Source organism: Sphingomonas sp. CFBP9019, assembly GCF_034045155.1.
In the GTDB taxonomy this organism is placed as follows: domain Bacteria; phylum Pseudomonadota; class Alphaproteobacteria; order Sphingomonadales; family Sphingomonadaceae; genus Sphingomonas; species Sphingomonas aerolata.
On the sequence record NZ_JAXCWK010000003.1, the window covers coordinates 431,240 to 454,444 of the forward strand.

General features: G+C 67.5%; 23 protein-coding genes. 2 read left to right on the forward strand and 21 right to left on the reverse strand.

What is annotated here, in order from left to right:
- Nucleotides 1-51 precede the first annotated feature (51 nt).
- The 20 genes from alaS to SOM18_RS10145 all read right to left on the reverse strand — a co-directional run bounded on the left by alaS (nucleotide 52) and on the right by SOM18_RS10145 (nucleotide 20,106).
- Nucleotides 52-2,709 (reverse strand): alanine--tRNA ligase, encoded by a 2,658-nt coding sequence (gene alaS, locus SOM18_RS10050; RefSeq protein ID WP_031440771.1) that lies wholly within the window; start codon nucleotides 2,707-2,709, stop codon nucleotides 52-54.
- A 44-nt stretch (nucleotides 2,710-2,753) separates the two neighbouring features.
- Nucleotides 2,754-3,317 carry a GNAT family N-acetyltransferase gene (locus SOM18_RS10055; RefSeq protein ID WP_031440770.1) on the reverse strand — a complete coding sequence of 188 codons (564 nt, stop codon included), beginning with the start codon at nucleotides 3,315-3,317 and terminating at the stop codon, nucleotides 2,754-2,756.
- Nucleotides 3,314-4,120, reverse strand: a complete 807-nt coding sequence (locus tag SOM18_RS10060; RefSeq protein WP_031440769.1) for a LysR family transcriptional regulator — start codon at nucleotides 4,118-4,120, stop codon at nucleotides 3,314-3,316. Before SOM18_RS10060 ends, SOM18_RS10055 begins: the two co-directional genes overlap by 4 nt.
- Nucleotides 4,117-4,515: a Co2+/Mg2+ efflux protein ApaG gene (gene apaG, locus SOM18_RS10065; protein WP_031393907.1), complete on the reverse strand. Its 399-nt coding sequence runs from the start codon at nucleotides 4,513-4,515 to the stop codon at nucleotides 4,117-4,119. Before apaG ends, SOM18_RS10060 begins: the two co-directional genes overlap by 4 nt.
- Nucleotides 4,512-5,717, reverse strand: a complete 1,206-nt coding sequence (locus tag SOM18_RS10070) for a trans-sulfuration enzyme family protein (protein ID WP_031440768.1) — start codon at nucleotides 5,715-5,717, stop codon at nucleotides 4,512-4,514. Before SOM18_RS10070 ends, apaG begins: the two co-directional genes overlap by 4 nt.
- A 57-nt stretch (nucleotides 5,718-5,774) precedes the next feature.
- The gene (locus SOM18_RS10075; protein ID WP_320481615.1) at nucleotides 5,775-6,908 is read right to left on the reverse strand and encodes a glycosyltransferase family 2 protein; all 1,134 of its coding nucleotides are present in this window, start codon (nucleotides 6,906-6,908) and stop codon (nucleotides 5,775-5,777) included.
- Nucleotides 6,905-7,951, reverse strand: a complete 1,047-nt coding sequence (gene leuB, locus SOM18_RS10080) for a 3-isopropylmalate dehydrogenase (protein ID WP_031440766.1) — start codon at nucleotides 7,949-7,951, stop codon at nucleotides 6,905-6,907. Before leuB ends, SOM18_RS10075 begins: the two co-directional genes overlap by 4 nt.
- Nucleotides 7,952-7,991: 40 nt before the next feature.
- Nucleotides 7,992-8,723, reverse strand: a complete 732-nt coding sequence (gene recO, locus SOM18_RS10085; protein ID WP_107932224.1) for a DNA repair protein RecO — start codon at nucleotides 8,721-8,723, stop codon at nucleotides 7,992-7,994.
- Nucleotides 8,724-8,802: 79 nt separating this feature from the next.
- Nucleotides 8,803-9,705 (reverse strand): GNAT family N-acetyltransferase, encoded by a 903-nt coding sequence (locus SOM18_RS10090; RefSeq protein WP_031439557.1) that lies wholly within the window; start codon nucleotides 9,703-9,705, stop codon nucleotides 8,803-8,805.
- A complete protein-coding gene (locus SOM18_RS10095) occupies nucleotides 9,705-10,658 on the reverse strand; it encodes a polysaccharide deacetylase (RefSeq protein ID WP_031439558.1) in 954 nt (317 codons plus the stop codon). The genes SOM18_RS10090 and SOM18_RS10095 overlap by 1 nt, the downstream gene beginning before the upstream one ends.
- A gap of 116 nt (nucleotides 10,659-10,774) precedes the next feature.
- Nucleotides 10,775-12,700 carry an excinuclease ABC subunit UvrC gene (gene uvrC, locus SOM18_RS10100; protein ID WP_031439559.1) on the reverse strand — a complete coding sequence of 642 codons (1,926 nt, stop codon included), beginning with the start codon at nucleotides 12,698-12,700 and terminating at the stop codon, nucleotides 10,775-10,777.
- A gap of 314 nt (nucleotides 12,701-13,014) precedes the next feature.
- The gene (locus SOM18_RS10105; RefSeq protein WP_031394303.1) at nucleotides 13,015-13,335 is read right to left on the reverse strand and encodes a DMT family transporter; all 321 of its coding nucleotides are present in this window, start codon (nucleotides 13,333-13,335) and stop codon (nucleotides 13,015-13,017) included.
- 182 nt (nucleotides 13,336-13,517) lie between these two features.
- A complete protein-coding gene (locus SOM18_RS10110; RefSeq protein WP_037529993.1) occupies nucleotides 13,518-14,150 on the reverse strand; it encodes an ATP synthase subunit B in 633 nt (210 codons plus the stop codon).
- Nucleotides 14,143-14,637: an ATPase gene (locus tag SOM18_RS10115; RefSeq protein ID WP_031394301.1), complete on the reverse strand. Its 495-nt coding sequence runs from the start codon at nucleotides 14,635-14,637 to the stop codon at nucleotides 14,143-14,145. Before SOM18_RS10115 ends, SOM18_RS10110 begins: the two co-directional genes overlap by 8 nt.
- 55 nt (nucleotides 14,638-14,692) lie before the next feature.
- A complete protein-coding gene (locus SOM18_RS10120) occupies nucleotides 14,693-14,920 on the reverse strand; it encodes a F0F1 ATP synthase subunit C (protein WP_031394300.1) in 228 nt (75 codons plus the stop codon).
- 43 nt (nucleotides 14,921-14,963) lie between these two features.
- Nucleotides 14,964-15,722 (reverse strand): F0F1 ATP synthase subunit A, encoded by a 759-nt coding sequence (locus SOM18_RS10125; RefSeq protein ID WP_031394299.1) that lies wholly within the window; start codon nucleotides 15,720-15,722, stop codon nucleotides 14,964-14,966.
- A 70-nt stretch (nucleotides 15,723-15,792) separates the two neighbouring features.
- Nucleotides 15,793-16,113, reverse strand: a complete 321-nt coding sequence (locus tag SOM18_RS10130; RefSeq protein ID WP_031394298.1) for an AtpZ/AtpI family protein — start codon at nucleotides 16,111-16,113, stop codon at nucleotides 15,793-15,795.
- Between the two features lie 264 nt (nucleotides 16,114-16,377).
- The gene (locus tag SOM18_RS10135) at nucleotides 16,378-16,758 is read right to left on the reverse strand and encodes a YdbL family protein (RefSeq protein WP_031439562.1); all 381 of its coding nucleotides are present in this window, start codon (nucleotides 16,756-16,758) and stop codon (nucleotides 16,378-16,380) included.
- 1 nt (nucleotide 16,759) lies between these two features.
- Nucleotides 16,760-16,936, reverse strand: coding sequence for a YnbE family lipoprotein (locus tag SOM18_RS10140; protein WP_081874129.1), 177 nt, complete (start codon nucleotides 16,934-16,936; stop codon nucleotides 16,760-16,762).
- A gap of 47 nt (nucleotides 16,937-16,983) precedes the next feature.
- Nucleotides 16,984-20,106 (reverse strand): YdbH domain-containing protein, encoded by a 3,123-nt coding sequence (locus SOM18_RS10145; protein ID WP_320481616.1) that lies wholly within the window; start codon nucleotides 20,104-20,106, stop codon nucleotides 16,984-16,986.
- Nucleotides 20,107-20,279: 173 nt separating this feature from the next.
- On the opposite strand from SOM18_RS10145, the gene radC reads away from it, so the two are divergent.
- On the forward strand, nucleotides 20,280-20,972 hold the full coding sequence (radC, locus tag SOM18_RS10150) for a RadC family protein (protein WP_320481617.1): 693 nt from the start codon (nucleotides 20,280-20,282) through the stop codon (nucleotides 20,970-20,972).
- A gap of 76 nt (nucleotides 20,973-21,048) precedes the next feature.
- On the opposite strand, the gene SOM18_RS10155 is transcribed toward radC, so the two are convergent.
- Complete coding sequence (locus SOM18_RS10155) at nucleotides 21,049-21,486, reverse strand: hypothetical protein (RefSeq protein ID WP_031394654.1); 438 nt, start codon at nucleotides 21,484-21,486, stop codon at nucleotides 21,049-21,051.
- A 234-nt stretch (nucleotides 21,487-21,720) separates the two neighbouring features.
- Here SOM18_RS10155 and purB point away from each other — a divergent pair, with 234 nt between their 5' ends.
- Nucleotides 21,721-23,019: an adenylosuccinate lyase gene (gene purB / locus SOM18_RS10160; RefSeq protein WP_031441496.1), complete on the forward strand. Its 1,299-nt coding sequence runs from the start codon at nucleotides 21,721-21,723 to the stop codon at nucleotides 23,017-23,019.
- Nucleotides 23,020-23,205 lie beyond the last annotated feature (186 nt).

A 23,205-nucleotide genomic window follows, 5' to 3' on the forward strand; every position in this document is an offset into this window, starting at 1 on the left:
GTCCGCGGGGGAACGGCGTGTAGTTAGCCAACAGCGTTAAGGGGCAGCCCCTCAGCCCGCGAGCTTAGCCCGCACCGCCGCAACCGCATCCGCTGCCTTGTCGCCATCAGGCCCGCCGCCCTGCGCCATATCAGGACGGCCACCGCCACCCTGCCCGCCAAGCGCGGTGACTGCGATCTTCAGCAGGTCGACCGCATTGTGGCTCGCGACCAGATCCGCGGTCACGCCGACCGCGACCGAGGCGCGGCCGTCGTTGATCGCGACGAGCATCGCGATCCCCGAGCCCAGCCGCTGCTTGGCCTCGTCGACCGCGCCGCGCAGGCCCTTCGCCTCGAAATCATTGAGCACCTGTCCGATAAAGGCCACGCCGCCGACCTGCTCGGGTCCCGCCGCCTCACCCGAACCGCCGCCGCCAAGCGCCAGCGCCTTCTTCGCATCGGCCAGCTCACGCTCGAGCCGCCGGCGATCCTCGATCAGCGCCGCGACGCGCGCGGGCACCTCGTCGGGAGTCGATTTCAGCGCCGCCGCCGCCTCGCGCAGGCGATCGTCGCGCCCGGTCAGATAGGCACGCGCGGCCTCGCCGGTCAGCGCCTCGACACGCCGCACGCCGCTCGACACCGCGCCTTCGCCGACGACCTTGAACAGCCCGATATCGCCGAGCGCGGTGACGTGCGTGCCGCCGCATAGCTCGATCGAATAGGTCTTGCCCCCGCCAGTCACAGGGTCCTGCGATCCCATCGAAACAACGCGGACCTCGTCGCCATATTTCTCGCCGAACAGCGCCATTGCACCCATCGCGATCGCGTCGTCGGGTGTCATCAGCAGCGTGGTGACCGCGCCGTTGCCGCGGACCTGCGCGTTCACATCGGCCTCGACCTGCGCGATGTCGGCGGGCGTCATCGCGACCGGCTGCGAGAAGTCGAAGCGCAGGCGATCGGGCGCGACCAGGCTCCCCTTCTGCGCGACATGCTTGCCGAGGCGCTCCCGCAAGGCCTCATGCAGCAGATGCGTCGCCGAGTGGTTGGCACGGATCTGCGCACGACGCGCGACGTCGATCTGCAGCTTGACGGTATCGCCGACCTTGATCCCGCCCGACTCGACCATCGCATGATGGACGAACACGCGGCCGAGCTGCTTCGACGTCTCGGTGACGGTCGCGCGCAGCCCGGTGTCGGTCGAGATGTGCCCGGCATCGCCGACCTGCCCGCCGCTCTCGCCGTAAAAGGGCGTCTGGTTGACGACGATCGACACCGTATCACCCGTCGTCGCATGGTCGACGCGCGCGCCGTCCTTGACGAGCGCGACGACCTCGCCCTCGCCGGTGTCCGAGGCATAGCCGAGGAACTCGGTGCCGCCGCTCTGCTCGACGATGTCGAACCAGATATCGTCAGAAGCCTTGGCGCCCGAACCCTTCCACGCGGCCCGCGCCGCGCGCTTCTGCTCGGCCATCGCGGTGTCGAAGCCTTCGCGGTCGACCGCGAGCCCGCGTTCGCGCAGCGCGTCCTCGGTCAGGTCGTACGGGAAGCCATAGGTGTCGTAGAGCTTGAACGCGACGTCACCCGCAAGCGTCCCCTCGGTCATGTCCGCGGTCGCCTCGTCGAGCAGCTTCAGCCCCTTGTCGAGCGTCTGGCGGAACCGCGTCTCCTCCTGCTGCAGCGTCGCCTCGATCAGCGGCTGCGCACGGAACAGCTCGGGATAGGCCGCGCCCATTTCGGTGACGAGCGACGGCACCAGCCGGTGCATCAACGGCTCCTTCGCCCCCAGGATATGCGCGTGACGCATCGCGCGGCGCATGATCCGGCGCAGCACATAGCCGCGGCCTTCATTCGCAGGCAGCACGCCGTCCGCGACCAGGAAGCCTGCGGTGCGCAGGTGATCCGCGATCACGCGGTGGCTGGCGGTATTCGCGCCGTCGGTCGCGGTATGCGTCAGCGCTCCGCTCGCCGCGATCAGCGCCTTGAACGTGTCGGTATCGTAATTGTCGGTGACGCCCTGCATGACCGCGGCGATCCGCTCGAGCCCCATGCCGGTGTCGATCGAGGGCTTGGGCAAATTGCCGACGATCTCGGCATTTTCCTGCTCATATTGCATGAACACGAGGTTCCAGATCTCGACGAAGCGATCGCCGTCCTCGTCGGGGCTGCCGGGAGGGCCACCGGGGATGTGATCGCCGTGATCGTAGAAGATCTCCGAGCATGGCCCGCACGGCCCGTTGTCGCCCATCGACCAGAAATTGTCCTTGGTCGGGATGCGGATGATGCGGTGCTCAGGCAGCCCGGCGATCTTCTTCCAGAGATCGAACGCCTCGTCGTCGGTGTGATAGACGGTCGCGGTCAGCTTGTCCGGCGACAGGCCCCACTCCTTCGTCAGCAGCGTCCACGCGTGCGTGATCGCCTGTTCCTTGAAATAATCGCCGAACGAGAAATTGCCGAGCATTTCGAAGAAGGTGTGATGCCGCGCGGTGTAGCCGACATTGTCGAGATCATTGTGCTTGCCGCCCGCGCGGACGCACTTCTGGCTGGACGTCGCGGTCGTGTAGGGGCGCGATTCGAGGCCGGTGAAGACGTTCTTGAACGGCACCATCCCCGCATTGACGAACATCAGCGTCGGGTCGTTCTGCGGGACGAGCGGCGCAGAGGGCACGATCTGGTGTCCCTGCGAACCAAAATAGTCGAGGAAGCCGCGGCGGATGTCGTTCGTCGATGTCATGCCGCCGACTTAGGCGAGCAACGGGGTTCGCTCAAGTGACCGCGTTACGCGGATTGGGGCAGTGCCGCCGCCAGCCAGTCATCGGCGTGAAGCCCGTAGATCAGGCTGTCGCGCAGCCCCATATGCGTCTCCCATTCGCCGCGCAGCAGCCGTTCGCGCCGGAACCCCAGCCGTTCGAGCAACAGGATCGACGCGCGGTTCTCGCTGTCAGCATCGGCGAACACGCGGTGCTGCCCCTCGGCGAACAGCTGGTCGAGCACCGCCGACACCGCCTCGCTCGCAAGGCCGCGGCCCCAGTGCGCGCGCGCGAGGATGAAGCCGATCTCGGTCACCCCCTGCCCGCGCATCCGCCCGCCCGACACCCAGCCAATCGCCCGGTCGTCGCCGTGCCGCGTGATCGCCCAGGCACGCCAGTTTACGTCAGCGGCATCCTCGACCAGATAGAGCCGCGTCGCCTCGATCGACGTTAGCGGACCATCCGCCGAATAGGTCATCAAGTCCGCGTCGGCGAGCGTCGGGTGCAACGCGACCGCGTCGGCCTGGACGAGCCGACGCAGCCGGAGCCGCGGGGTCACCAGCACCGGATGGGGCAGCGCGCGACGCTTCAAGCGATCAGGGCGTCGACGAGCGCACGCACTTTCTTCTGACGCCACTGCGGCAGCGGCGCGACGAGCCAATAGCCGCCGCGCGACGGCTGCGCGTCGCCGATGATCCGGATCAGCCCCGCCTCGAGCCCGCGCCGCGCCAGCAGTTCGGGCACGGTCGCCCGCCCGAGCCCCGCCGCCGCCGCATCGATCGCCAATCCTGCATCACCGACGCGAACCAGTGCCGTGGCATCTCCCGCCGCCGGGTCAAGCGCGGGCGCGCCGGGCCAGGCGATGATCGCTTCGGACGCGCTGCCGGTCGCCGCGATCGTGACGAGCCCTTCGGATTCGAGCGCCTCGCCCTCATTCTCGCCAGGACCATCGCCCCAGCGGATCGCGAGGTCGAGATTGGCCTCGGTAAAATCCACCGTCTCGTCCGCGGTGATCAGGACGAAGCGCAAATCGGGATCGGCCGCGGCGATCTCGGCGAGCCGCGGCATCAGCCATTTCTCGGTCAGATCGCGCGGCGCGGCGATCGTCAGCGACTTGGACGTCTGCCCCGCCTGCATCGCGCGGACCGCCTCCTCGAACTGGAGGAAACCGTTGCGCAACGGACCGAGCCCCGCCTCGGCCTCGGGCGTCAGCTCGAGCCCTCGCGTAGTACGCCGGAACAGCACGACGCCCAGCGTGTCCTCGAGCGCGCGGATCTGCTGCCCGACCGCCGCGGGGGTGACCGCGAGCTCGTCGGCGGCGCGCGTGAACGACAGGTGGCGCGCCGCCGCGTCGAGTACGCGCAGCCCGTTCAGCGGCAGGTGCGTGCGCTTCATGAAATCACCGCCGGCGCACTCAGCGAGAAATGCGGGATCGCCACCTCGAACACCGCACCGGTATCGTCGACCATCCGGTAGGATCCGCGCATCGCCCCCGTCGGCGTCGCAAGCGGGCAGCCCGAGACATAGTCGAAGCTCGCACCCTGCTCGATCAGCGGCTGTTCGCCGACGACGCCCTCGCCCTCGACGGTGTGGCGCGCGCCATGCCCGTCGGTGATGATCCAGTGTCGCGTCAGCAGCTGGACCGCGCCGGGCCCGTCATTTTCCAGCCGGATATGATAGGCCCAGAACCAGCGCCCGCGCTGCGGTTCGGACTGTTCGGGCAGATAGCTGACCGAGACGCGTACCGTCACCCCGCGCGTCGTCGCCGCACTGGGGAACAGCGCCTTCACAGCCCGACCTTGCCCAATGCCCGGTCGAGATCGTCGATCACGTCGCGCACGTCTTCGAGCCCGACGTTGAGCCGCAACAGCCCCTCGGTCACGCCCATCTCAGCCTGCTTGTCGGGCGAGACGCTGGCATGCGTGGTCGAGGCAGGATGCGTCATCAGCGACCGCGAATCGCCGATATTGTTCGAGATATCGACCAGCTCCAGCGCATCGAGCAGGCCATGCGCCTGTTCACGCCCTTCGACCTCGAACGCGAAGATCGGGCCGCACGCGTCCATCTGACTCATCGCGAGCTCGTGCTGCGGATGGCTGGCGAGGCCCGGATGCAGGATCCGCGGCACGCGCGCTTCCAGAAACGCGCCGACCTTCTGCGCATTTTCCGACTGGCGACGGATACGCAGATCGAGCGTCTCGAGCCCCTTGAGCACCACCCACGCATTGAACGGCGACAGCGTCGGCCCGGTGTTGCGCGTGAAGGGCAGCAGCGTGTTGGTGATGAAATCCTCGGTCCCGCATACAGCGCCGGCGAGCACGCGACCCTGCCCGTCCATCATCTTGGTCGCGCTGTACGCGATGACGTCCGCACCGAACTCCATCGGCCGCTGCAACGCCGGCGTCGCGAACGCATTGTCGACGACGGTCGTGATCCCGCGCTCGCGCGCGATGTCGCACACCGCCTTCAGGTCGACGATGTCCATCGTCGGGTTGGCGGGCGTCTCGAAGAAGAACACCTTGGTCTCGGGCCGGACCGCGTCAAGGAACGCCTGCGGGTCGCGCGCGTCGACGATCGTCGTGGCGATCCCGAACTTGGGCAGCAGCGTATCGGTCAGCCAGCGGCACGATCCGAACGCCGCGCGGCCGCCGACCAGGTGATCGCCGCTCTGCAACTGACACAGCAGCGCCGCGGTCATCGCCGCCATGCCCGTCGCCATCGACCGGCACGCCTCGGCCCCCTCGAGCAGCGCGATCCGCTCCTCGAGCATCTGCACCGTCGGGTTCTGGAGCCGGGAATAGGTCATCCCGTCCTGCTCGCCGGCAAAGCGCGCCGCGGCGTCGCCGGCCTTGTCGTAGCAATAGCCCGAGGTGAGGAAGAGGGCTTCCGACGTTTCGCCATATTCGCTGCGGGCGGTGCCGCCGCGGATGGCCTGCGTCTGCGGACGCCAGTTCTGGGTGATCGAACGATCTTGGCCGGTCTTGCGCTTCATGGCGACGCTTTGCCGGGGGCGGGCGGTGATGACAACCCCCGCGGAGGGTCGCGCGCGCTAGTAGCGCCCCCAGGTAAACCTGGATGACAGCGCATAATTCCACACCGCGCCGACCAGCACGCCGATCATCGCCGACACCGCCCAGGCGTCGTTGCGCACATCGTGCATGAACGCTGCGATCCCGACATTGGCAATCGCGCCAACCGAACAGATGAGCGCGAACGATACCCAGCCATCGGCGAGCTGCCGCCATCCCTTCAGCCGCCGGTCGCGATAGGTCAGCGCGTTGTTGAGGAAGAAGTTCATCGTCAGCGCGGCCAGCGTCGCGCCGATCTGCCCGACCAGGAACGACGTCCCGATCCCGACGAACAGCGCGCTGAGCACCGCCATGTGCACGCCGATGCCGAGCACGCCGATCGCCGAGAACATCGCGAACCGCACCGGCACGAACCGCCCGAACATCCGGTCGTACAGCGCGATCAGATATTCCAGCGCGACGACGTGATCGAGCTTGCTCTCCCCCTCGGTCCGGCAGCGGAAGGTATAGGGCAGCTCGGCGAACCGCAGCGGCTCGGGCGACGCGGTCAGCAGGTCGAGCAGGATCTTGAACCCGATCGCCGACAGTCTGGGCGCAAGCGCGCGCGCGACGTCGGTACGGATCGCGAAGAAGCCGCTCATCGGATCGCTCAGATCCGCCTTGAGCACGCGCCGCGACAGCCGTGTGGCGAGCGCGGACTTGGCGACGCGGTCGCGGTCCCAGTCGCCGGTCCCGCCGCCGCTGACGAAGCGCGAACCGATCACCACGTCGTGATCGCCCGCCTGAAGGAGGTCGAGCATCTTTGGCAACAGCGTCTCGTCATGCTGCAGATCGCCGTCGATCACCGCGACGACGGGCGCGGCGGTCGCGCACAGCCCCTCGATACAGGCCGAGGACAGCCCCCGTCGGCCGATCCGCTGGATAACGCGGACGCGCATGTCGCTGCGCCCGAGCACGCGCGCCGCCTCGGCGGTGCCGTCCGGGCTGTCGTCGTCGACGAAGATCGCTTCCCAGCGCCGTCCCGCCAGTGCCTGGTCGAGCTTGGCGATCAGCGCGGCGACGTTTGCCTTTTCGTTGAACGTCGGGATGACGACCGCGATCTCGAGCGTGTCCGGCCCCGAGCCCCGCTCCGCGTCCAGCTCGACCGGACTCACCCGAGCGATGCGATCACCGCGTCGCCCATCGCGCGCGTCGTCAGCGTGCCGCCGAGGTCAGGGGTCCGCGCGCCGGCCAGGATCGCCGCCGCCACCGCCGCCTCGATCCGGTCGGCCGCGTCGGCCTTGTCGAGCGAATGCCGCAGCATCATCGCCGCGGACAGGATCGCGGCGCAGGGGTTCGCCTTGCCCTGCCCGGCAATGTCGGGCGCGCTGCCATGGATCGGTTCGTACAGACCGTGACCCTGGCCATCGAGCGCAGCGGAGGGCAGCATGCCGATCGATCCCGCGCACATCGATGCCTGGTCGGACAGGATGTCGCCGAACAGATTGCCGGTGACGACCACGTCGAACTGGCCGGGATCGCGCACCAGCTGCATCGCCGCGTTGTCGACATACATGTGGCTGAGCGCGACGTCGGGATAGTCCGCCGACACCTCGATCACGACGTCGCGCCACAGCTGCGACGTCTCCAAGACATTGGCCTTGTCGACCGACAGCAGCTTGCTCTTGCGGGTACGGGCGGTCTCGAACCCGACGCGCGCGATCCGGGCGATCTCCGCCTCGTCGTAACGCATCTCGTCATGGCCTTCGCGCAGGCCCTCGGCCGTCGTCCGGATGCCCTTGGCGCCGAAATACACGTCGCCGGTCAGCTCGCGGACGATCACCATATCGATCGTGCGTGCGATCTCCGGCCGCAGCGACGACGCATCCTCCAGCCCCGCGAACAGCTTGGCCGGACGCAAATTGGCGAACAGCCCCAGCTCCTTGCGCAAGCCCAGGATCGCCTGTTCTGGTCGCAAATGCCGTTCGAGCCGATCGCAATCGGGGTCGCCGACCGCACCGAACAGCACGGCGTCCGCGCGCCGCGCGAGCGCCAGCGTCTCGGGCGGCAGCGGATGCCCCGCCGCCTTGTACGCCGCACCACCGACCAGCGCCTCGTCAAAGCTCAGATCGAGGTCGAGCCGGTCGAGCACGCGGCGCGCCTCGGCAGTCACTTCGGGTCCGATGCCGTCGCCGGCCAGTATCGCGATCAAGGGCATGTGCGTTCCTCCGCCGCCGCCCTTGCCGGGCAAGCCGCGCTCACGCAACCGCCCTTTTGAGCCGATCGACGAGGCGAGCCCGCGCTGCGAGCGGTTCGGCACGGCGTTCGACCAGAACATCGCGAGTCAGGAAATGCTCGGTCAGCCGCAGTCCGTCGAAGATGTCCGGCCACCCCGCCTCGCCCCCGGCAGTAAGAAAAGCGGGCAGCGGCAACAGCTTGGCTTCATAGCCCTGCGCCGCACCGCGCGACACCGCCGCCCCGCTCCGCGGACTGACGAATGCGAGGTCGTCGACCGCGCCGCTCGCTACGCACTGGTCGAGATCGAGACCGAAACCGAGCTCCGCGAGCAGCAGCAGTTCGTACCGTACCAGCGCCGCGGCCCAGCCGCGCGCCGACGGCGCCGCCTCGATCGCGCCGAGAACGCCGTCCAGCGCGTCGTGGATATGCGGATAGGGCTGCGCCTCCGGCAGCGCGACCGCGGCCAGCGCCGTCGCCCATTCGAGCGCACCCGCCGCGAGCGGCTCGCCGTGCAGCGTCGCGCGGCTGTGGATCAGCTCGGCGGTCAGCGCGGCGAGCTGGTCACCGGTCCGCGCGCGCCATTCGCCCTGGATCACGTTCGCCGCGAGCAGCACCGGCCGCATCGCGCGCGACCGCCCGCCGCGCACATAACCCGGCTGCACGCCGTCCTCGCGCGTCAATGCCCGCACGATCGCGCCATGCTCGCCATGCTGGCGAACGGCGACGACGATGGCGGACGCGCGAAGATGCATCGCCCGTTCTTACGCGTGCGTCGTGACGAACGGGAGCCTCGAAAACTTCGCTTGTTCCAGATCCACCTGTCAGGCGCGCTCAGCGCCGGATCCCGCGCATCATGCGTGCGAGCCGCGGATGCGACAGCGTCCGCTTCGCCCAGCCCGCCGCGCCATCGAACGCCCCCAGCGCGGCCACCGTCGCGCGGTTCGCCAGCATCGGCCGCAACAGCAGCAGATCGACGCACGCCGTCCCCGTCGTCGCGAACTGCCGCTTGTGCTGCCCCTCCCCCTCGGTGAAATCGAACCAGGCGAAGCGGTCGTCGAACAGCTGCCGCATCGCCTCGACCTGCAACACCGCACCCGGCGACAGAGCGTTCTCGGCGGGGTCATGCCCGACATGGTCATAGCGCAGCGTCCCGCCCTGCGCGGTACAGCAGAGATAGGCGATTGGCCGGCCCTCGACGAACAGCAGCCAGGCCCGCACCCGGTCCGCCGCGGCGAGCGCCTCGAAACCCTGCAGCGCCGCCTCGCCGTCGGGGAGCCCCGATCCCAGCAGCCGCTCCTGATAGGTGGTCGCCGACACCGTCCGCGCCAGCGGGTGAAACACCGCGATCTCAGCAGGGGTCCGATAGGCGCGGATGTCGAGCCTGCCGCCCGACAGGGTGGCCAGCCGCTTCGACTTGCGCTTCAGCCCCGACCGCGCGCTGCCCGACAGCGTCGCGAGCCATGCCGCCTCGCCGATCCGCAGGTCTGCGTGATACCGGACATAACGCTGCCGGACGACGGTCAGCAGGCGATGCGTGTCCAGCGCGTCCACCCGGTCCGCGGGCAACGAGGTGACCACATAGCCATCGGCCTGGGTCGGCAGCGCGGGCAGGATCGGTACATCGCCCGCCAGCACATCGTCGAGCGACAGCGCGACGCGCACCAGCCGGCGCGGGATCGTCGCCAGCGTGCGCGCGCCGAGCTGGAACTTCAGGCGGACGCTGACCGCGGTCATCAGGCGCGTTCTTCGACCCAGTTCGACCAGAGCTGCTCGGCCTGGCGCAGGCCCCGCCGGATCGGATCGCGCGCCAGCGGCCGGTCGTGCCGGCCAAGGACCAGCGGCGGGCGATCGCGGAAATGCCGGGTTGGCAAATCCGTGCGCAGCTCCGCCAGCGTCGCGCACAGCGCCTCGAACCGGCGGACATGGACCGCGTTCGCGCGCGTGCCCTGCCGATTCGCCAGCTCGAAACCATGGCTGACGATCGTCGCGGCGACATGCCCCCGGGCCGCGGCGTGTTCGAGCGCATCGCGGCTCTCGTTCGCGGACAGGGCGCAGAGCTGCAGCGTGCGCAACTGACCCGGCCGATCCTCGATCACGGTCACCGGGATCTCGATCAGACCCTGCACGGCGACCGGCGCGATCTGACGCGGCGACAGCGAGATCCTGCTCGCATCGCACGCAGCCGCACCGTTATGGCTGCTGTCATAGGCGAAACCGAGCACAGCGAGCGCGGCCAGCGTATCGTCGTTCGCGGCATAGCTGCCCGCGCGAAACGCGATCGGGTCGGGCGCACCCGCGTCGATCAGCAGTTCGGTGGCGCGCAGGATCAGCGCGTATTGTTCGGCCAGCGGATAGTCGGACAGGTCGAACTTCGCGTGATTCGCGCCACAATCCCGGGCAATTGCGGCGGTCCAGGCGGGATGGAGATGCAGCTGGACCTCCTGCCCCGCGTCGAGGATCGTCGCGACCATCCGCCGGACCGGCTCGATCCCGAAGGTCAGCGCGGGCATCGGGTCGACGAAGAAACAGGCCTTCAGGCCGTACCGCGCGAGCTTGTCGAGCTGATAGCTGATCCCGACGCCCGCGGGCTCGACCGACCGGTGGTAGATCGCATCGCTACAAAGCCCCTCGCGGTGGTGCCGCCAGGCAAATTCGGTGTCGATCGTCAGGAAAACTGCCGTGGTCACGTCACTGGCCTAGTGTCCCGTGGTGAAGATAAGGTTTCCGCCTACGAGACAGGCGTGACCCGACCTCCGCAATCTATCGGCCTCAGCCGAAGATTGATCAACATTATTAAACTGAATTATCTTGAATGGTAAAAGTCGTACACCTGCTGTGCGACCGCTGCGGACACGCCCGGCGCCTGCTGCAGATCCTGCAGGCTGGCGTTGCGGACCGCGCGACCGGTGCCGAAATGCATCAGCAGCGCCTTCTTGCGCGCCGGGCCGATGCCCGGAACCTCGTCGAGCGGACTCGCGCCGATCGCCTTGCTGCGCTTGTCGCGGTGGACGCCGATCGCGAACCGGTGGACCTCGTCGCGTAAGCGCTGGAGGTAGAACAGCACCGGCGCGTTGACGGGCAGCTGGAATTCACGACCGTCGAGCATGTGGAATACCTCGCGCCCGTCGCGGCCATGCTGCGGCCCCTTGGCGATCCCGACGAGGCACACGTCCTCGACGCCGAGCTCCTCGAGCGCGGCCTTCACCGTATTGAGCTGCCCCTTGCCGCCGTCGATCAGCACCAGGTCGGGCCATTCGCCCGAGTCGCGGTCGGGATCCTCGGCCTGCGCGCGCGCGAACCGCCGGGTGAAGACCTCACGCATCATCCCGAAATCGTCGCCCGGGATGGTCTCCTTGTTCTTGATGTTGAACTTGCGATACTGGCCCTTGCGGAAGCCTTCGGGGCCGGCGACCACCATCGCGCCGGTCGCGGCAGTGCCCTGGATATGGCTGTTGTCGTAGATCTCGATCCGCTGCGGCGGCTCGGCGAGGTCGAACAGGTCGGCGACCTCGCGCAGCAGCTTGGCCTGCGTCGTCGACTCGGCCTGACGTCGCTCGATCGCCTCGACCGCATTGCGCTTGGCCTGATCCATCAGGCGACGGCGATCGCCGCGCTGCGGCACCTGCACCGCGACCTTGTAGCCCGCGCGCTCGCCCAGCGCCTCGACCAGCAGCGCGCCTTCGGGAAGCTCGCGGTCGAGCAGGATCTGCCGTGCGGGCGGCACGTCTTCATAAAACTGCCCGAGAAAGCTGGTCAGCACCTCGTCCTCGGGCACGTCGTTGGTGTGCTGCGGGAAGAAGCTGCGATGCCCCCAGTTCTGACCGCCGCGGATGAAGAACGCCTGGATGCCGATCAGCCCGTCCTTGCACGCCATCGCGAAGATATCGGCGTCGCCCACCCCTTCCGCGTTGATCGCCTGCGTGCCCTGGATGAACGTCAGCGCCTTCAACCGGTCGCGCAGCAGCGCGGCGAGTTCGAAGTCCATGTTTTCGGCGGCAGCCTGCATCTGCGCGCCGAGCTTGGCCTGCACGCCGGTCGACTTGCCCGCGAGGAAGCTCTTCGCGTCCTCGACCAGCTCCTTGTACGCACCCTCGTCAATCCGGCCGACGCACGGCGCGGAGCAGCGCTTGATCTGGTAGAGCAGGCACGGACGGTCGCGGGTCTTGAAGAAGCTGTCGGTGCAGCTGCGCAACAGGAACAGCTTCTGGAGCGCGTTGAGCGTGTTGTTGACCGACCCTGCGCTGGCGAACGGGCCGTAGTAATTGCCCTTCGCACGCCGGGCGCCGCGGTGCTTCTGGACGCGCGGAAAGTCGTGATCGTCGCGCAGCAGGATGAAGGGGAAGCTCTTATCGTCGCGTAGCAGCACGTTGTAGGCGGGGCGATAGCGCTTGATCAGCTGCGATTCGAGCAGCAGCGCCTCGGCCTCGTTGTTGGTCGTGACGATCGTCATCGACCGGGTCTGCGACACCATCCGCTGCAGCCGCTTGGCCAGGCGTTCGACCTGGACATAGTTGGCGACCCGGTTCCTGAGTGCCCGCGCCTTGCCGACATAGAGCACGTCGCCGCGCGCATCCTGCATCCGGTAGACGCCGGGGCGGATCGGCAGCGTGTCGAGCACGTTGCGGATCGCCGCGACGCCCGCCGCAAGATCGGGCGCCTCGCCGCCGCCGCGGACAGCGAAGGTGGATTTGTCTTCGTTGAAACGGTCGGGGGAATTGGGGGAGGACATCGCTGGGGAATCTAGGGAGTCGAAGGGGGTTATGCCAGCCGAGGACTTGATGGTCACGCGAAGGCGCGATGGCGCGAAGAGTAGAGAATTTTCGCGCAGAGGCGCAGAGGACGCAGAGAGAAGAAGCGATTAGGGTTGGCATCTGTCCTCGAACCGCCGGAGGCTCATGGCCCGTGTGGCAGTCGGAAGATCCATCCCAAGCGCCACGCCTCCGCGCTCTCTGCGCCTCTGCGCGAACTAATTTTCCTTCTTTTCGCGCCATCGCGCTTTCGCGTGAGCAGTCTTCTTCATGCCCTGCGGGCAACGGCAGACGATCAGGCTTGCGCAAACACCTTGGTCCCAACGATCCCGATGACGGTCAGCGCCATGAAACACGCCTGCACGCCGCTGACCTTGTCGCCAAACAGGATCACGCCACCGATGATCACGCCGATCGCCCCAGCGCCGGTCCAGATCGCATACGCCGTACCCGCCGGCAGCCCACGCATGGCGAGCGCGAGCAGGCCCATGTTGACGAAGCTCAGCACGATCGGAACCGAAGACGCCTGCCACGTGGCAACGGTCGCCGCCCATTTGAGGCTGAGCGCCCAGGTGATTTCGGTGATCACGGCAACGCCGAGGATGAGCCAGGACATAAGAGTATCTCCAACGGGCTCAGATTGGAGACGCAGCCGCCGGAAACCCGGGAAGAGACGGCCGCCTGTAAAAAACGAAAAAGGCGCCGAGCGAACGACCGTTCCCCGCGGAAGCGGGGGTCCAGGGTTGCCGGCGCTGTGTCGTGAGAACCTGCCCCCCGCTTTCGCGGGGGAGCAGACGATTAGTTCAGGCGGCCAAGCCCCGAGATCGACCGATCGACCATCGCGCGGTCGGCGGCGGCATCGTGATGCTCGGCGATCAAAATACCGGCTGCCTTGGCAGCGGCGTCGGCGGCCCGCGCACGGACCTCGGCGATCGCGGCGCGCTCTGCGGCGGCAATCTTATCCTCGGCCATCTTGGCGCGACGCGTCATCAAATCCTCGGCACCCGCCTTGGCCTTGGCGATGATCGCCGCGGCTTCGGTATGCGCATGCGCCTTCATCGCTTCGGCTTCGAGATGCGCAGTCTTGGCCTTGGCCTCATACTCCGCACGGATCGCCTCGGCCTCGGCGCGCAGCGCCTTGGCCTCGTCGAGCTGCGTGCGGATCCCGGCGATCTTGGCGTCGAGCGACCGCCCGATCATGCCGGGGACCTTCTTCCACACCATCAGCGCCAGGACGATGATCATCGCGATCGCGACCCAGCCGGTCGAGTTGACGCCGAGCGCGGTCGGGTCGACGACATGCTCGACGGTACCGGGCGCGACGGTGTGACCCTGCAACCCCTGATTGTCGATCGAGCCTTCGGGCGCCATGCCCTCGGCCGAGATCACCTTGGCCGGTGCGTCCGGGTTGGCGGCGGGGGTATTAGCCATGAGCCATCGTCCTGCGTACCGCATCGCTCGCCGAGTCCAGGCTCACCTGAAGTCCGGCAACCTTGTCGGCCAGTTGCTGTGCCGCTTCGGCTGCGACATTCTGAAGATTGGCGAGGGCCTGCGCCTTCGCATTCGCCACGGCGAGATCGTGATGACCCAGACGCTCGGCGATTTCGGCATCGGCCGCATGGACCTGCTGCTCGAAAGCCGTTGCCGCCCGCTTGGCCGCGGCCGCGGTCTCGGCCTGTGCCGCGACGCGCGCCGCATCCATTTCGGCCTGCCAGGTCGCCTGGACCGTATCGGCCTGCGCCCGTGCAGCGACTGCCGCTGCCAGATCGCCCGCGATTCGGCCTTCACGCGCGTCCACGGTCGACACGATCTTAGGCACCATCCCCTTGCCGATCCCGAAATACAGGATCCCGAAGGTGAGGAGCAGCCAGAAGATTTGTGAAGCGTAGGTGGCGGCTATCTGGGCAATCTGGGGCATGGCAGTCCTTCGTGATACGGCCGGACGGGATATCGCCCGGCCAGATCAGCGCATGTTAGGCGACGAACACCAGGATGATCATCGTGACGAATGCGAGCAGACCGAGAAGCTCGGCAGCCGCGAAGCCGATGAACAGACGGCCCTGCTGGCTGTCTGCAGCGCCCGGGTTGCGCAGCGCGCCGGCGAGGAACTGGGCGAAGACGTTACCCACGCCGAGTGCGGCGAGGCCCATGCCGATCGCTGCGAGGCCGGCACCGATCATCTTTGCTGCGTTGACGTCCATGTTAAAACTCCCTTGGAAAATCAGTAGTGGTTCGAAAGAAAACTTAGTGAAGGTTGACCGCGTCGTTCAGATAGACCGACGTCAGCAGCGCGAACACATAGGCCTGGATCGCGGCGACCAGCAGCTCGAGCAGCGTGATGCCGATCATCAGCAGCATGCTCGGCGCGGTCACCAGACCGATATAGACGCCGCCCAGGTTGATGCCGTTGATCACGAAGGCCGCGAGCACCTTGAGCAGGATATGCCCCGCCGTCATCGCCACGAACAGTCGCAGACCCAGCGAGAACGGACGCACCAGAAACGACATCAGCTCGACGACGAAGATCAGCGGAATCATCAGCGCGGGCGTGCCGCTCGGCACGAACAGCGAGAAGAAGTGGAAACCGTGCTTGCCGAAGCCGACGATCAGGACGATCGCAAAGCTGATCAGCGCCAGCACGCCGGTGACGGTCATGTGGCTGGTCACGGTGAACGGGTGAACGCCCGGCACGATACCGAACGGCATCAGGCCGATGATGTTCGCGAACAGGATGAACATGAACAGCGAGAAGACGTAGGGGATAAAGCGCTTGCCGCCAGGCCCGACATTCTGCTCGAGCATGCCCGAGATGAAGCCCGTAAAGCCCTCGACCGCGGCCTGCCAGCGACCGGGGACGAGCTCGCGCTTCATCCCGCCGATCATGAAGGCCCAAAGTGCGACCAGAGTCACCACCATCCACATCGCGGAATTGGTGAAGGACAGGTCGTAACCACCTACGATCCAGTGCGAGCCGAACGCCGGCTCGATCAGGAACTGGTGCATCGGATCGATCTTGCCGCCCTGTTCTGCCGCCACGTGGAATCCCTGCCGTCTTGAAACGACAAACGCCCGGCTACTCCGGGCGTTCGCCTGAAATTCGAATGATTTGCCTGAACGCGACCGCGATTCCGAGGAACAGCAACACGATCAGACCCCAAGGCCCAGTGCCGACCCAATGGTCAATCAACCATCCGATCAGCGCACTGCCGACGAGACTCCCGATCAGGGCGGAGATGACCCGATTGCCCTGCGAGTAACCCCGCTCGGCATCCGGCCCTCCCTGCCCCTTTTTCAGCGTCTCCCGAGCCTTGACCTCCCTCAATCGCTCATCGAGCGCGGAAAGTCGCGGATCTTCAACACCGTAGGGGTCCTGTCCGGGTTCGATCTCCGCCACGACATGCTCTCCACCTGATACGACACCGGGGAGATATACGCAGCGACGAGCGATCCCGCCAAGGCGCGGTCCGTTTAGAAAAGGGGGGGGGCCAAGTCAACCGGTGTGACAGTATCGTCATCAATGTGGTGACTGCGGGGCGCGTTACGCCGTCTATCATCCGTCATCCTGACGAAAGTCAGGATCCAGAGCCGCAGGCGGACCATGTGTGGTTCTGGATCCTTCGTCGAGCCCGGGATGACGTAGGGCCTTAGGACGGCATGCTCAGACGCAGCGCGAATCACGCTCCGGTGCGGCGGCGGTGCGCGTCTTCCACACACCACCCGGCGTCTTGTACTTTTCGCCCGGATTGGTCCCCGCGATCAGGTTGCAACCGCTGGTGAACGCCAGCTGCTCGACCGTCGCGCCGCTCGCCTGCGCCTTGGCGGTATAGGCCGACTTGCGCTGGATGTTGATGCTGTTGACCAGCGCACGCAGGTCGCCGCTCGCCGCGCCGACCAGCCCGAGATAGCCGTCGGGCTGCTCGCCGACCTCGCCGCCCGCGCGCGCCGCGGCATAGGCCGGGTCACGCTGCGCCGACGCGGCGACCGACAGGCCGCCAAGCACCGCCACCGCTGCGATCATCGTCAAAGCCTTGATCTTCATCTCAGAATATCCCCGGATTCTGCTGGATCAGCGATTTCGCCTCGCCATCGAGACGATAGACCACTTCCTGCGTCACATTGATGTTGAGGTTGATCTCGATCGGCTTATCGGGCGCCGACACGTTGATGCAGCCCGGCAGGGCGGCGGCGGTCGTGACCAGAAAGACGATCGTCCTCATCCTGTGCAAGATCGGTCTTTGCTCCAGCTTGTTCAATCCTGTTTCGGTCATGGCACGATCCTGCTTTCGGCGGGCTGAATGGATGGGGCTGCGGGAACGGCAGGCCCGGGGGATGGCGGTGCGGACTGCTGCTGGATCAGTGCGGGCAGGTTGCGTTCGATCAGCCGCTTCGGGTCATAGAAGCTCTGCGCCGAATCGAGCAGTCCGCGAAACGGCGCCTTGATCCGGATGTTGAACACGAAGGGCAGCTTCTGCAGCCGGCGGACGATGAAGTTCGACTTCGCCCCCTCGCCCTGGCTGATCCCGGCAAAGCGCACGTCGGTCACCATCTCGCCCGCGAGCGGCCCGTTCATGCCGACGCGCAGTGACTGGTAGCGCAGCGACTTGAGCGCCTGGAACGCGATGTTCGCCCAGATGCCGAGATCCTTCTGGCTGAGATCGCCGACATAGGCGAGCGTCCCGCCGCCCGGCCGGACGCGCAGGTCGCCGCCCTCGATCCGGCCGCCCGTCTCGTCGAAGATCATCGGCAGCACGCCGTCGAAGATCCCTGTCGCGTCGAGATTCTTGAAATCGAACTGCTGAAGGAACTGGTCGGCGGCCATGTTGGCGATGTGGAACGTCATCCGCCGTTCGCTCTGCGCGGAGAAATCAAGCAGCGTCGGGTCGAGCGTCAGCGATCCGCCCGCAAACGGCCACGCCCCGCCCTCGACCTGGACGCGCGCACCCGGCAGGGTCTGATAGCGGATCGTCCCGTCGCTGACCGGAATGCCGGGGTTGAGCGTGCGGATCGTCGCGACCTGCCCCGGTGCGCTTTGCAGATTGAGCAGGTCGGTGAAGCGGATGTCGGTCGCGATCCCGGTCACCGGGCCGAACGCGGCGGCAAGGTCGGTGCCGGCGGTCCGAAACACCCCCGTGCTCGTCACGCCGTCGGGGGTCCACGCGATGTGCCCGTCGCCGCTGACCGATCCATTGACGTCGGCGATCACGCCGAACGTCAATGGCGTCAGCGCCTCGGGTTGCAGCGCGTCCTTGGCGAACACGATCCCCGGCACCAGCAGGTCAGCGCGGCCGATGCCCGTGCTCAGTGCGTGGACAAGCGTGACGTCGGCGACCTTGGTGCTGCTGACCGGTTCGAACAGCGTTCCGGCCGCAGTGATCGTGCCGCCGACCAGCGACAGCGTCACGCCGCGCGCCGCGACCGGCTTGAACCGCGCGGTGGCGGCGGCGTCGCTGACACCCATCGTGCCTTCGAGCGCCAGCGCACCGCCGATCAGCGTCCAGTCGCCCGCCGCCTCGTTCAACAGCAGCGGCACAGTGCCGATCTGCCCTGCCCCGCCGGTGAACGCGCCGGCGATTCCCTGCGCTGTCATCCGCCCGGTGATCGTCGCGAAGTCGAGCCGCGTGACCCGCTCGGGCGCGCCGATCCGGGTCTGCACGCCGTCGATCGCAAAGCCCCGGTCGGCCAGCCGCAGCGTCGCTCCGCTCGCGTTCAGCGTCAGCGACGTCCGCCCCAGCCGCCCCGACAGCGCGGCCGCGGCGATCCGCGCACCGCCGCGCAGACGTCCGCGATCGGTCTGCACCAGCGCTCCGTCGATCGGGCATAGCGACAGCCGCGCAGGGTCGAGCACCAGCCCCGACACCGCCAACCGCTGCACCGCTAGCGGCGTGCAGCCAGTGTTGACGACGAGCCGCGTGTTACCGTCCCAGCGGGCATCGATCGGCATCGACAGGCCTTCGACCCGGTCCTTGCCGCCGCTGCCGATCGGACCGTCGAGTGTCACCCGCGTCGTGATCGCGGTCGCCCCGCCGGGCGTCGCGCTGAACCGCACCGGGGTCAACACCAGCCGCGCGCCGTCCACGACATAAGGCGCGACCGTCGCGACGCCGCGGACGGGCGCACCCGGCCGGGCCTGGGCTAGCGCGATGCGCGCCTGCGGCAACCCGCCACCCTGCGTCGCAAGAGTCGTATCGAGCGTGACGCCTCCGCCAGACGCACCGGCTCCGGGCCATGCGAACCGGAGCCCCTCCCCGCCATCAAGCGAGATCCTCGCGCCGCTCGCCGATGCGAGCGCGAGGCGTGACAGCACGGCCTCGCCGCGCCCGCCGCGCTGCCGCACCGCGATCACCGCATCGGCGGCAAAGCCCTTTGCGGCCCGCGTCACGGCCTGCACCGCGGCGTCCATGAGGGGCGCGACCGGCGACCCGGCTGCCGATCCCTGCAACGCCTCCACCCCGGCAAGCCGACGTGGGGCGATCGCGGCACCCGCCGCGCGAACGCGACCTTCGAACGCGATCGTCTCGCCGAGCCGGTAGGATCCTGCGATCGACACGCGACGTGCGCGGCCCTCGGCCGTCCGCACGGTATCCGCTGCGATATCCGCCTTGCCCGAGGTTCCCGCAGCAGTGCCCGCGAAGGCGACGTCGCCCTTGGCCGCGGCGAACGTCGCTCCGGGCAGGACGGCCGGTCCGGTCGCCAGCGCGGCCCGCCCCTGCCAGCGATCGAGCGCCGCACCGAGCGTCAGGTCGAGCGTCGCGACCACGCTGTCCGCGCGCGAATCGCCGCACGCCAGCCGCCCCAGCCGCACGGGGCCCTTCAGGATCGGTTTCGCCTCGTCGATCCCCACGCGTACCGTCGCGGCAAGGCGGTCACCCGTACAGCCGCCGACGCTCAGCCGGTCGCTGACCGCAGCAAGCGAGCCCCTGAAACCGTTATCGAGCTTCCCCGTCCCGGTGAGTTTCAACCCGACCAGCCCGTAAGGCGTCTCCAGCCGCATCCGCGCATCGTCGACGGTCGCGTCGAGCGCGGGCAGCGCGAACGGCTTGCCCGAGGGTGCAGGCAGGAGGCGGTCGATCGCCCCCAGCGACAACCGTCCACCGACCAGCCGCCCGCGCAGCCGCACCCGCCCCGCGCGCACCGCCTCCAGATACGGTCCCGACAGCCCGATCCCGGTCCGCGTCTCGACCCAGTCTGCGACCAGATCGGGATCGGCCTGATCGCCGAGCACGACATTGGTCAGCCTTTGCCCGCCAAGCGCCAGATCGGCGATCTCGTAGCGCGCAGGCACCTCGGCACGCGCGAGTTCGCGATCGATGAAGCCCGTAGCGATCTGCTTCCGGAGTACCCAGACTCCGATGAGCAGGGCGAGCAGGAGGAGCGCTACGACCAGCACGATTCGCTGAATCCGCGCGAGCCCGCCGCGACGGCGAGCCGGCGCGTGACGGCGAGGGTCGGGCCCTGTCTCGCTCGTCTCCGTCAACCGCTTACTCCGTCACGCTTTCCCGGCCTGCATAGGCGGTAGCGGGGGCGTCATGCAATTGCGGCTGGATGTGCTAGCATCCGGCCATGGCGGGGGCAGACGATATAGTCGACGAGCGCAAGGGACACCGGGCGCGGCTGCGCAAGCGGCTGTTCGAGGGCGGTGGCGAGGCGCTGCTCGATCACGAGCTGATCGAATATCTCCTCGCCGTCGCGATTCCCCGTGCCGACACCAAGGCGCTCGCCAAGGCCCTTATGCGCGAATTCGGGGGCATCGGCGGGGTTCTGACCGCCGATCCGGCGGCGCTCGCGCGGGTCGATCGCATGGGCGAGATTTCGACCGCCGCGGTCAAGATCGCGCACGCCGCCGCGCTTCGCCTGTTGCAGGCGCGCGTCGGCGAGCGGCCGGTGCTCGCCAACTGGCAGGCGCTGCTCGACTATCTGCGCGCGGACATGGCGCACCACGTCATCGAACGGTTCCGCGTGCTGCATCTCAACACGCGTAACATGCTGATCCGCGACGAGGTGATGAGCGAGGGTTCGATCGACCAGGCCGCGGTCTATGTCCGCGAGGTGATCCGCCGCGCGATCGATCTCGGCTCGGCCTCGATCATCCTCGTCCACAATCATCCCAGCGGCGACCCCTCCCCCAGTCGCGCGGACATCGAGATCACCCGCACGATCGCGGAGGCGGGCAAGCGGCTGGGAGTCGCCGTACACGACCACATCGTCATCGGCACTGCCGGCCATGTAAGCCTTCGCGCGCAAGGGCTGATTTAAGGAGCGCGTGACGCAAAAAGGCCGCCGGGGTCAGCCGGCGGCCTTGATGTCGCGAGGATCCTCCCGCGCGTTTGGTTCACCCGGCTTGGGTCAGGAACCTGGTCAGCTCGGTCTTGGTCAGCATCTTGTTTTTGTCGGCATCCGCCTGCGCGAATGCGCCGTCGACCCATTTGCGCGTCTCGGGCGCGGCCGCGACCGTGGTCGGGTCCGACTGCGTCTTTAAGGCGACCATCCAGGCGCCAAATTCGGACGTGCTCAGCAGATTGTCGCCATTCTTGTCATATCCCGGAAATTCCGCATCGACGACCTGCGCCACCTGCGCCCCCGTCACCGGCTGCTGCGCAGTCGCTCCCGCAGGATTGCCCTGCATCGTCGAAGATGACGGCGACTGCAGCGAAGATTCCGTCTGCGCCATGGGCTGCGCCGGTGAGTTGGGCGCCCCGCCGGGCATGGTCTGAGCCGATGTCGGCGTCGCAAGCGCAATCGCACCGATAAGTAGAGTAAATTTCAGCATGTCTTCTCTCCTGCTGCGACCTAGGTGGCGACTTTCCAATCGCGAAGGTCGTTCGTTCGGATAGTAGGCGACAACAATGCATGACTGCCGCGCAGGGTTCCGTTGGCCTCGCCCGATCGCCCCGGGGCTGGATTTGAACCTTGCCGTCCGGCCTGCTACCGCGCGAGCGATCGCCGCCGTGGGTCCCGCCGGGGCGCGCGTCGCGCCCCCTCTCCCCAGCCACAGGAAATCCCGATGGTCCCCCGCTATTCCCGCCCCGACATGGTCGCGATCTGGACGCCCGAAGCGCGCTTCAAGATCTGGTTCGAAATCGAGGCGCACGCCACCGACGCGCTCGCCGAACTCGGCGTCGTGCCGAAAGAGGCCGCGGCCGCGATCTGGGAAAAGGGCGCGTTCGAGGTCGACCGGATCGACGAGATCGAGCGCGAGACCAAGCATGACGTCATCGCTTTCCTGACCAACGTCGCCGAGCATGTCGGCCCCGAGGCGCGCTTCATGCACCAGGGCATGACCTCGTCTGACGTGCTCGACACCTGCCTCGCGGTCCAGCTCGCCAAGGCGAGCGACATCCTGATCGCCGACCTCGACGCGCTGCTGGTCGTGCTCGAACGCCGCGCGCGCGAGCACAAGATGACACCGACGATCGGCCGCAGCCACGGCATCCATGCCGAGCCCGTTACCTTCGGCCTCAAAATGGCGCAGGCGCATGCCGAGTTCGCGCGTAATCGCGCACGGCTGGTGGCGGCGCGCGCCGACGTCGCGACCTGTGCGATCTCGGGCGCGGTCGGCACGTTCGCCAACATCGACCCGTTCGTCGAGGACTATGTCGCGGGCAAGCTCGGGCTGTCGGTCGAGCCCGTCTCGACCCAGGTCATCCCGCGCGATCGCCATGCGATGTTCTTCGCGACACTCGGCGTGATCGCCAGCTCGATCGAGCGGCTCGCGACCGAGATCCGCCATCTCCAGCGCACCGAAGTGCTCGAGGCGGAGGAATATTTCTCGCCCGGCCAGAAGGGCTCCTCGGCGATGCCGCACAAGCGCAACCCGGTCCTGACCGAGAACCTGACCGGCCTCGCGCGCATGGTCCGCGGCTATGTCACCCCCGCGCTCGAGAATGTCGCGCTGTGGCATGAGCGCGACATCTCGCACTCGTCGGTCGAGCGGTACATCGGGCCCGACGCGACGATCACGCTCGACTTCGCGCTCGCGCGACTGACCGGGGTGATGGACAAGCTCGTCGTCTATCCGGCACGAATGGAGAAGAACCTCAACAAGATGGGCGGACTCGTCCATTCGCAGCGCGTCCTCCTCGCGCTGACCCAGGCCGGGGTGAGCCGCGAGGACGCCTATCGCCTCGTCCAGCGCAACGCGATGAAGGTGTGGGATTCGGACGGCGCACTTTCGCTGCTCGACCTGCTCAAGGCCGATCCCGAAGTGACGCTGAGCGATGCCGAGCTCGAGGACAAGTTCGACCTTGGCTATCACCTGAAGCACGTCGACACGATCTTCGCCCGGGTGTTCGGCGCGGCGTAACGGCACGGCATTAGCCCCCACCCGTCATCCTGACGAACGTCAGGACCCAGAGCCACGCAGGGTAGCGACTGGTACTCTGGGTCCTGACGTTCGTCAGGATGACGGTGGGTGGATGAGGGGATGCTGCGGACCACCTCCAAAATGCACGCAACGCAATTACGATTTCATGTTACAAAATTGCGACAT

Excerpts from the sequence above, each read along its gene's own strand:
- SOM18_RS10140 (WP_081874129.1), bottom strand. The coding sequence starts at position 16,936 with ATGAGGACGATCGTCTTTCTGGTCACGACCGCCGCCGCCCTGCCGGGC.
- leuB (WP_031440766.1), bottom strand. The coding sequence starts at position 7,951 with ATGCCCTTGATCGCGATACTGGCCGGCGACGGCATCGGACCCGAAGTG.
- SOM18_RS10110 (WP_037529993.1), bottom strand. The coding sequence starts at position 14,150 with ATGGCTAATACCCCCGCCGCCAACCCGGACGCACCGGCCAAGGTGATC.
- purB (WP_031441496.1), top strand. The coding sequence starts at position 21,721 with ATGGTCCCCCGCTATTCCCGCCCCGACATGGTCGCGATCTGGACGCCC.
- SOM18_RS10090 (WP_031439557.1), bottom strand. The coding sequence starts at position 9,705 with ATGACCGCGGTCAGCGTCCGCCTGAAGTTCCAGCTCGGCGCGCGCACG.
- recO (WP_107932224.1), bottom strand. The coding sequence starts at position 8,723 with ATGCATCTTCGCGCGTCCGCCATCGTCGTCGCCGTTCGCCAGCATGGC.
- SOM18_RS10125 (WP_031394299.1), bottom strand. The coding sequence starts at position 15,722 with ATGCACCAGTTCCTGATCGAGCCGGCGTTCGGCTCGCACTGGATCGTA.
- alaS (WP_031440771.1), bottom strand. The coding sequence starts at position 2,709 with ATGACATCGACGAACGACATCCGCCGCGGCTTCCTCGACTATTTTGGT.
- SOM18_RS10135 (WP_031439562.1), bottom strand. The coding sequence starts at position 16,758 with ATGAAGATCAAGGCTTTGACGATGATCGCAGCGGTGGCGGTGCTTGGC.
- SOM18_RS10155 (WP_031394654.1), bottom strand. The coding sequence starts at position 21,486 with ATGCTGAAATTTACTCTACTTATCGGTGCGATTGCGCTTGCGACGCCG.
- SOM18_RS10115 (WP_031394301.1), bottom strand. The coding sequence starts at position 14,637 with ATGCCCCAGATTGCCCAGATAGCCGCCACCTACGCTTCACAAATCTTC.
- SOM18_RS10120 (WP_031394300.1), bottom strand. The coding sequence starts at position 14,920 with ATGGACGTCAACGCAGCAAAGATGATCGGTGCCGGCCTCGCAGCGATC.
- uvrC (WP_031439559.1), bottom strand. The coding sequence starts at position 12,700 with ATGTCCTCCCCCAATTCCCCCGACCGTTTCAACGAAGACAAATCCACC.
- SOM18_RS10060 (WP_031440769.1), bottom strand. The coding sequence starts at position 4,120 with ATGAAGCGCACGCACCTGCCGCTGAACGGGCTGCGCGTACTCGACGCG.
- radC (WP_320481617.1), top strand. The coding sequence starts at position 20,280 with ATGGCGGGGGCAGACGATATAGTCGACGAGCGCAAGGGACACCGGGCG.
- SOM18_RS10105 (WP_031394303.1), bottom strand. The coding sequence starts at position 13,335 with ATGTCCTGGCTCATCCTCGGCGTTGCCGTGATCACCGAAATCACCTGG.
- SOM18_RS10070 (WP_031440768.1), bottom strand. The coding sequence starts at position 5,717 with ATGAAGCGCAAGACCGGCCAAGATCGTTCGATCACCCAGAACTGGCGT.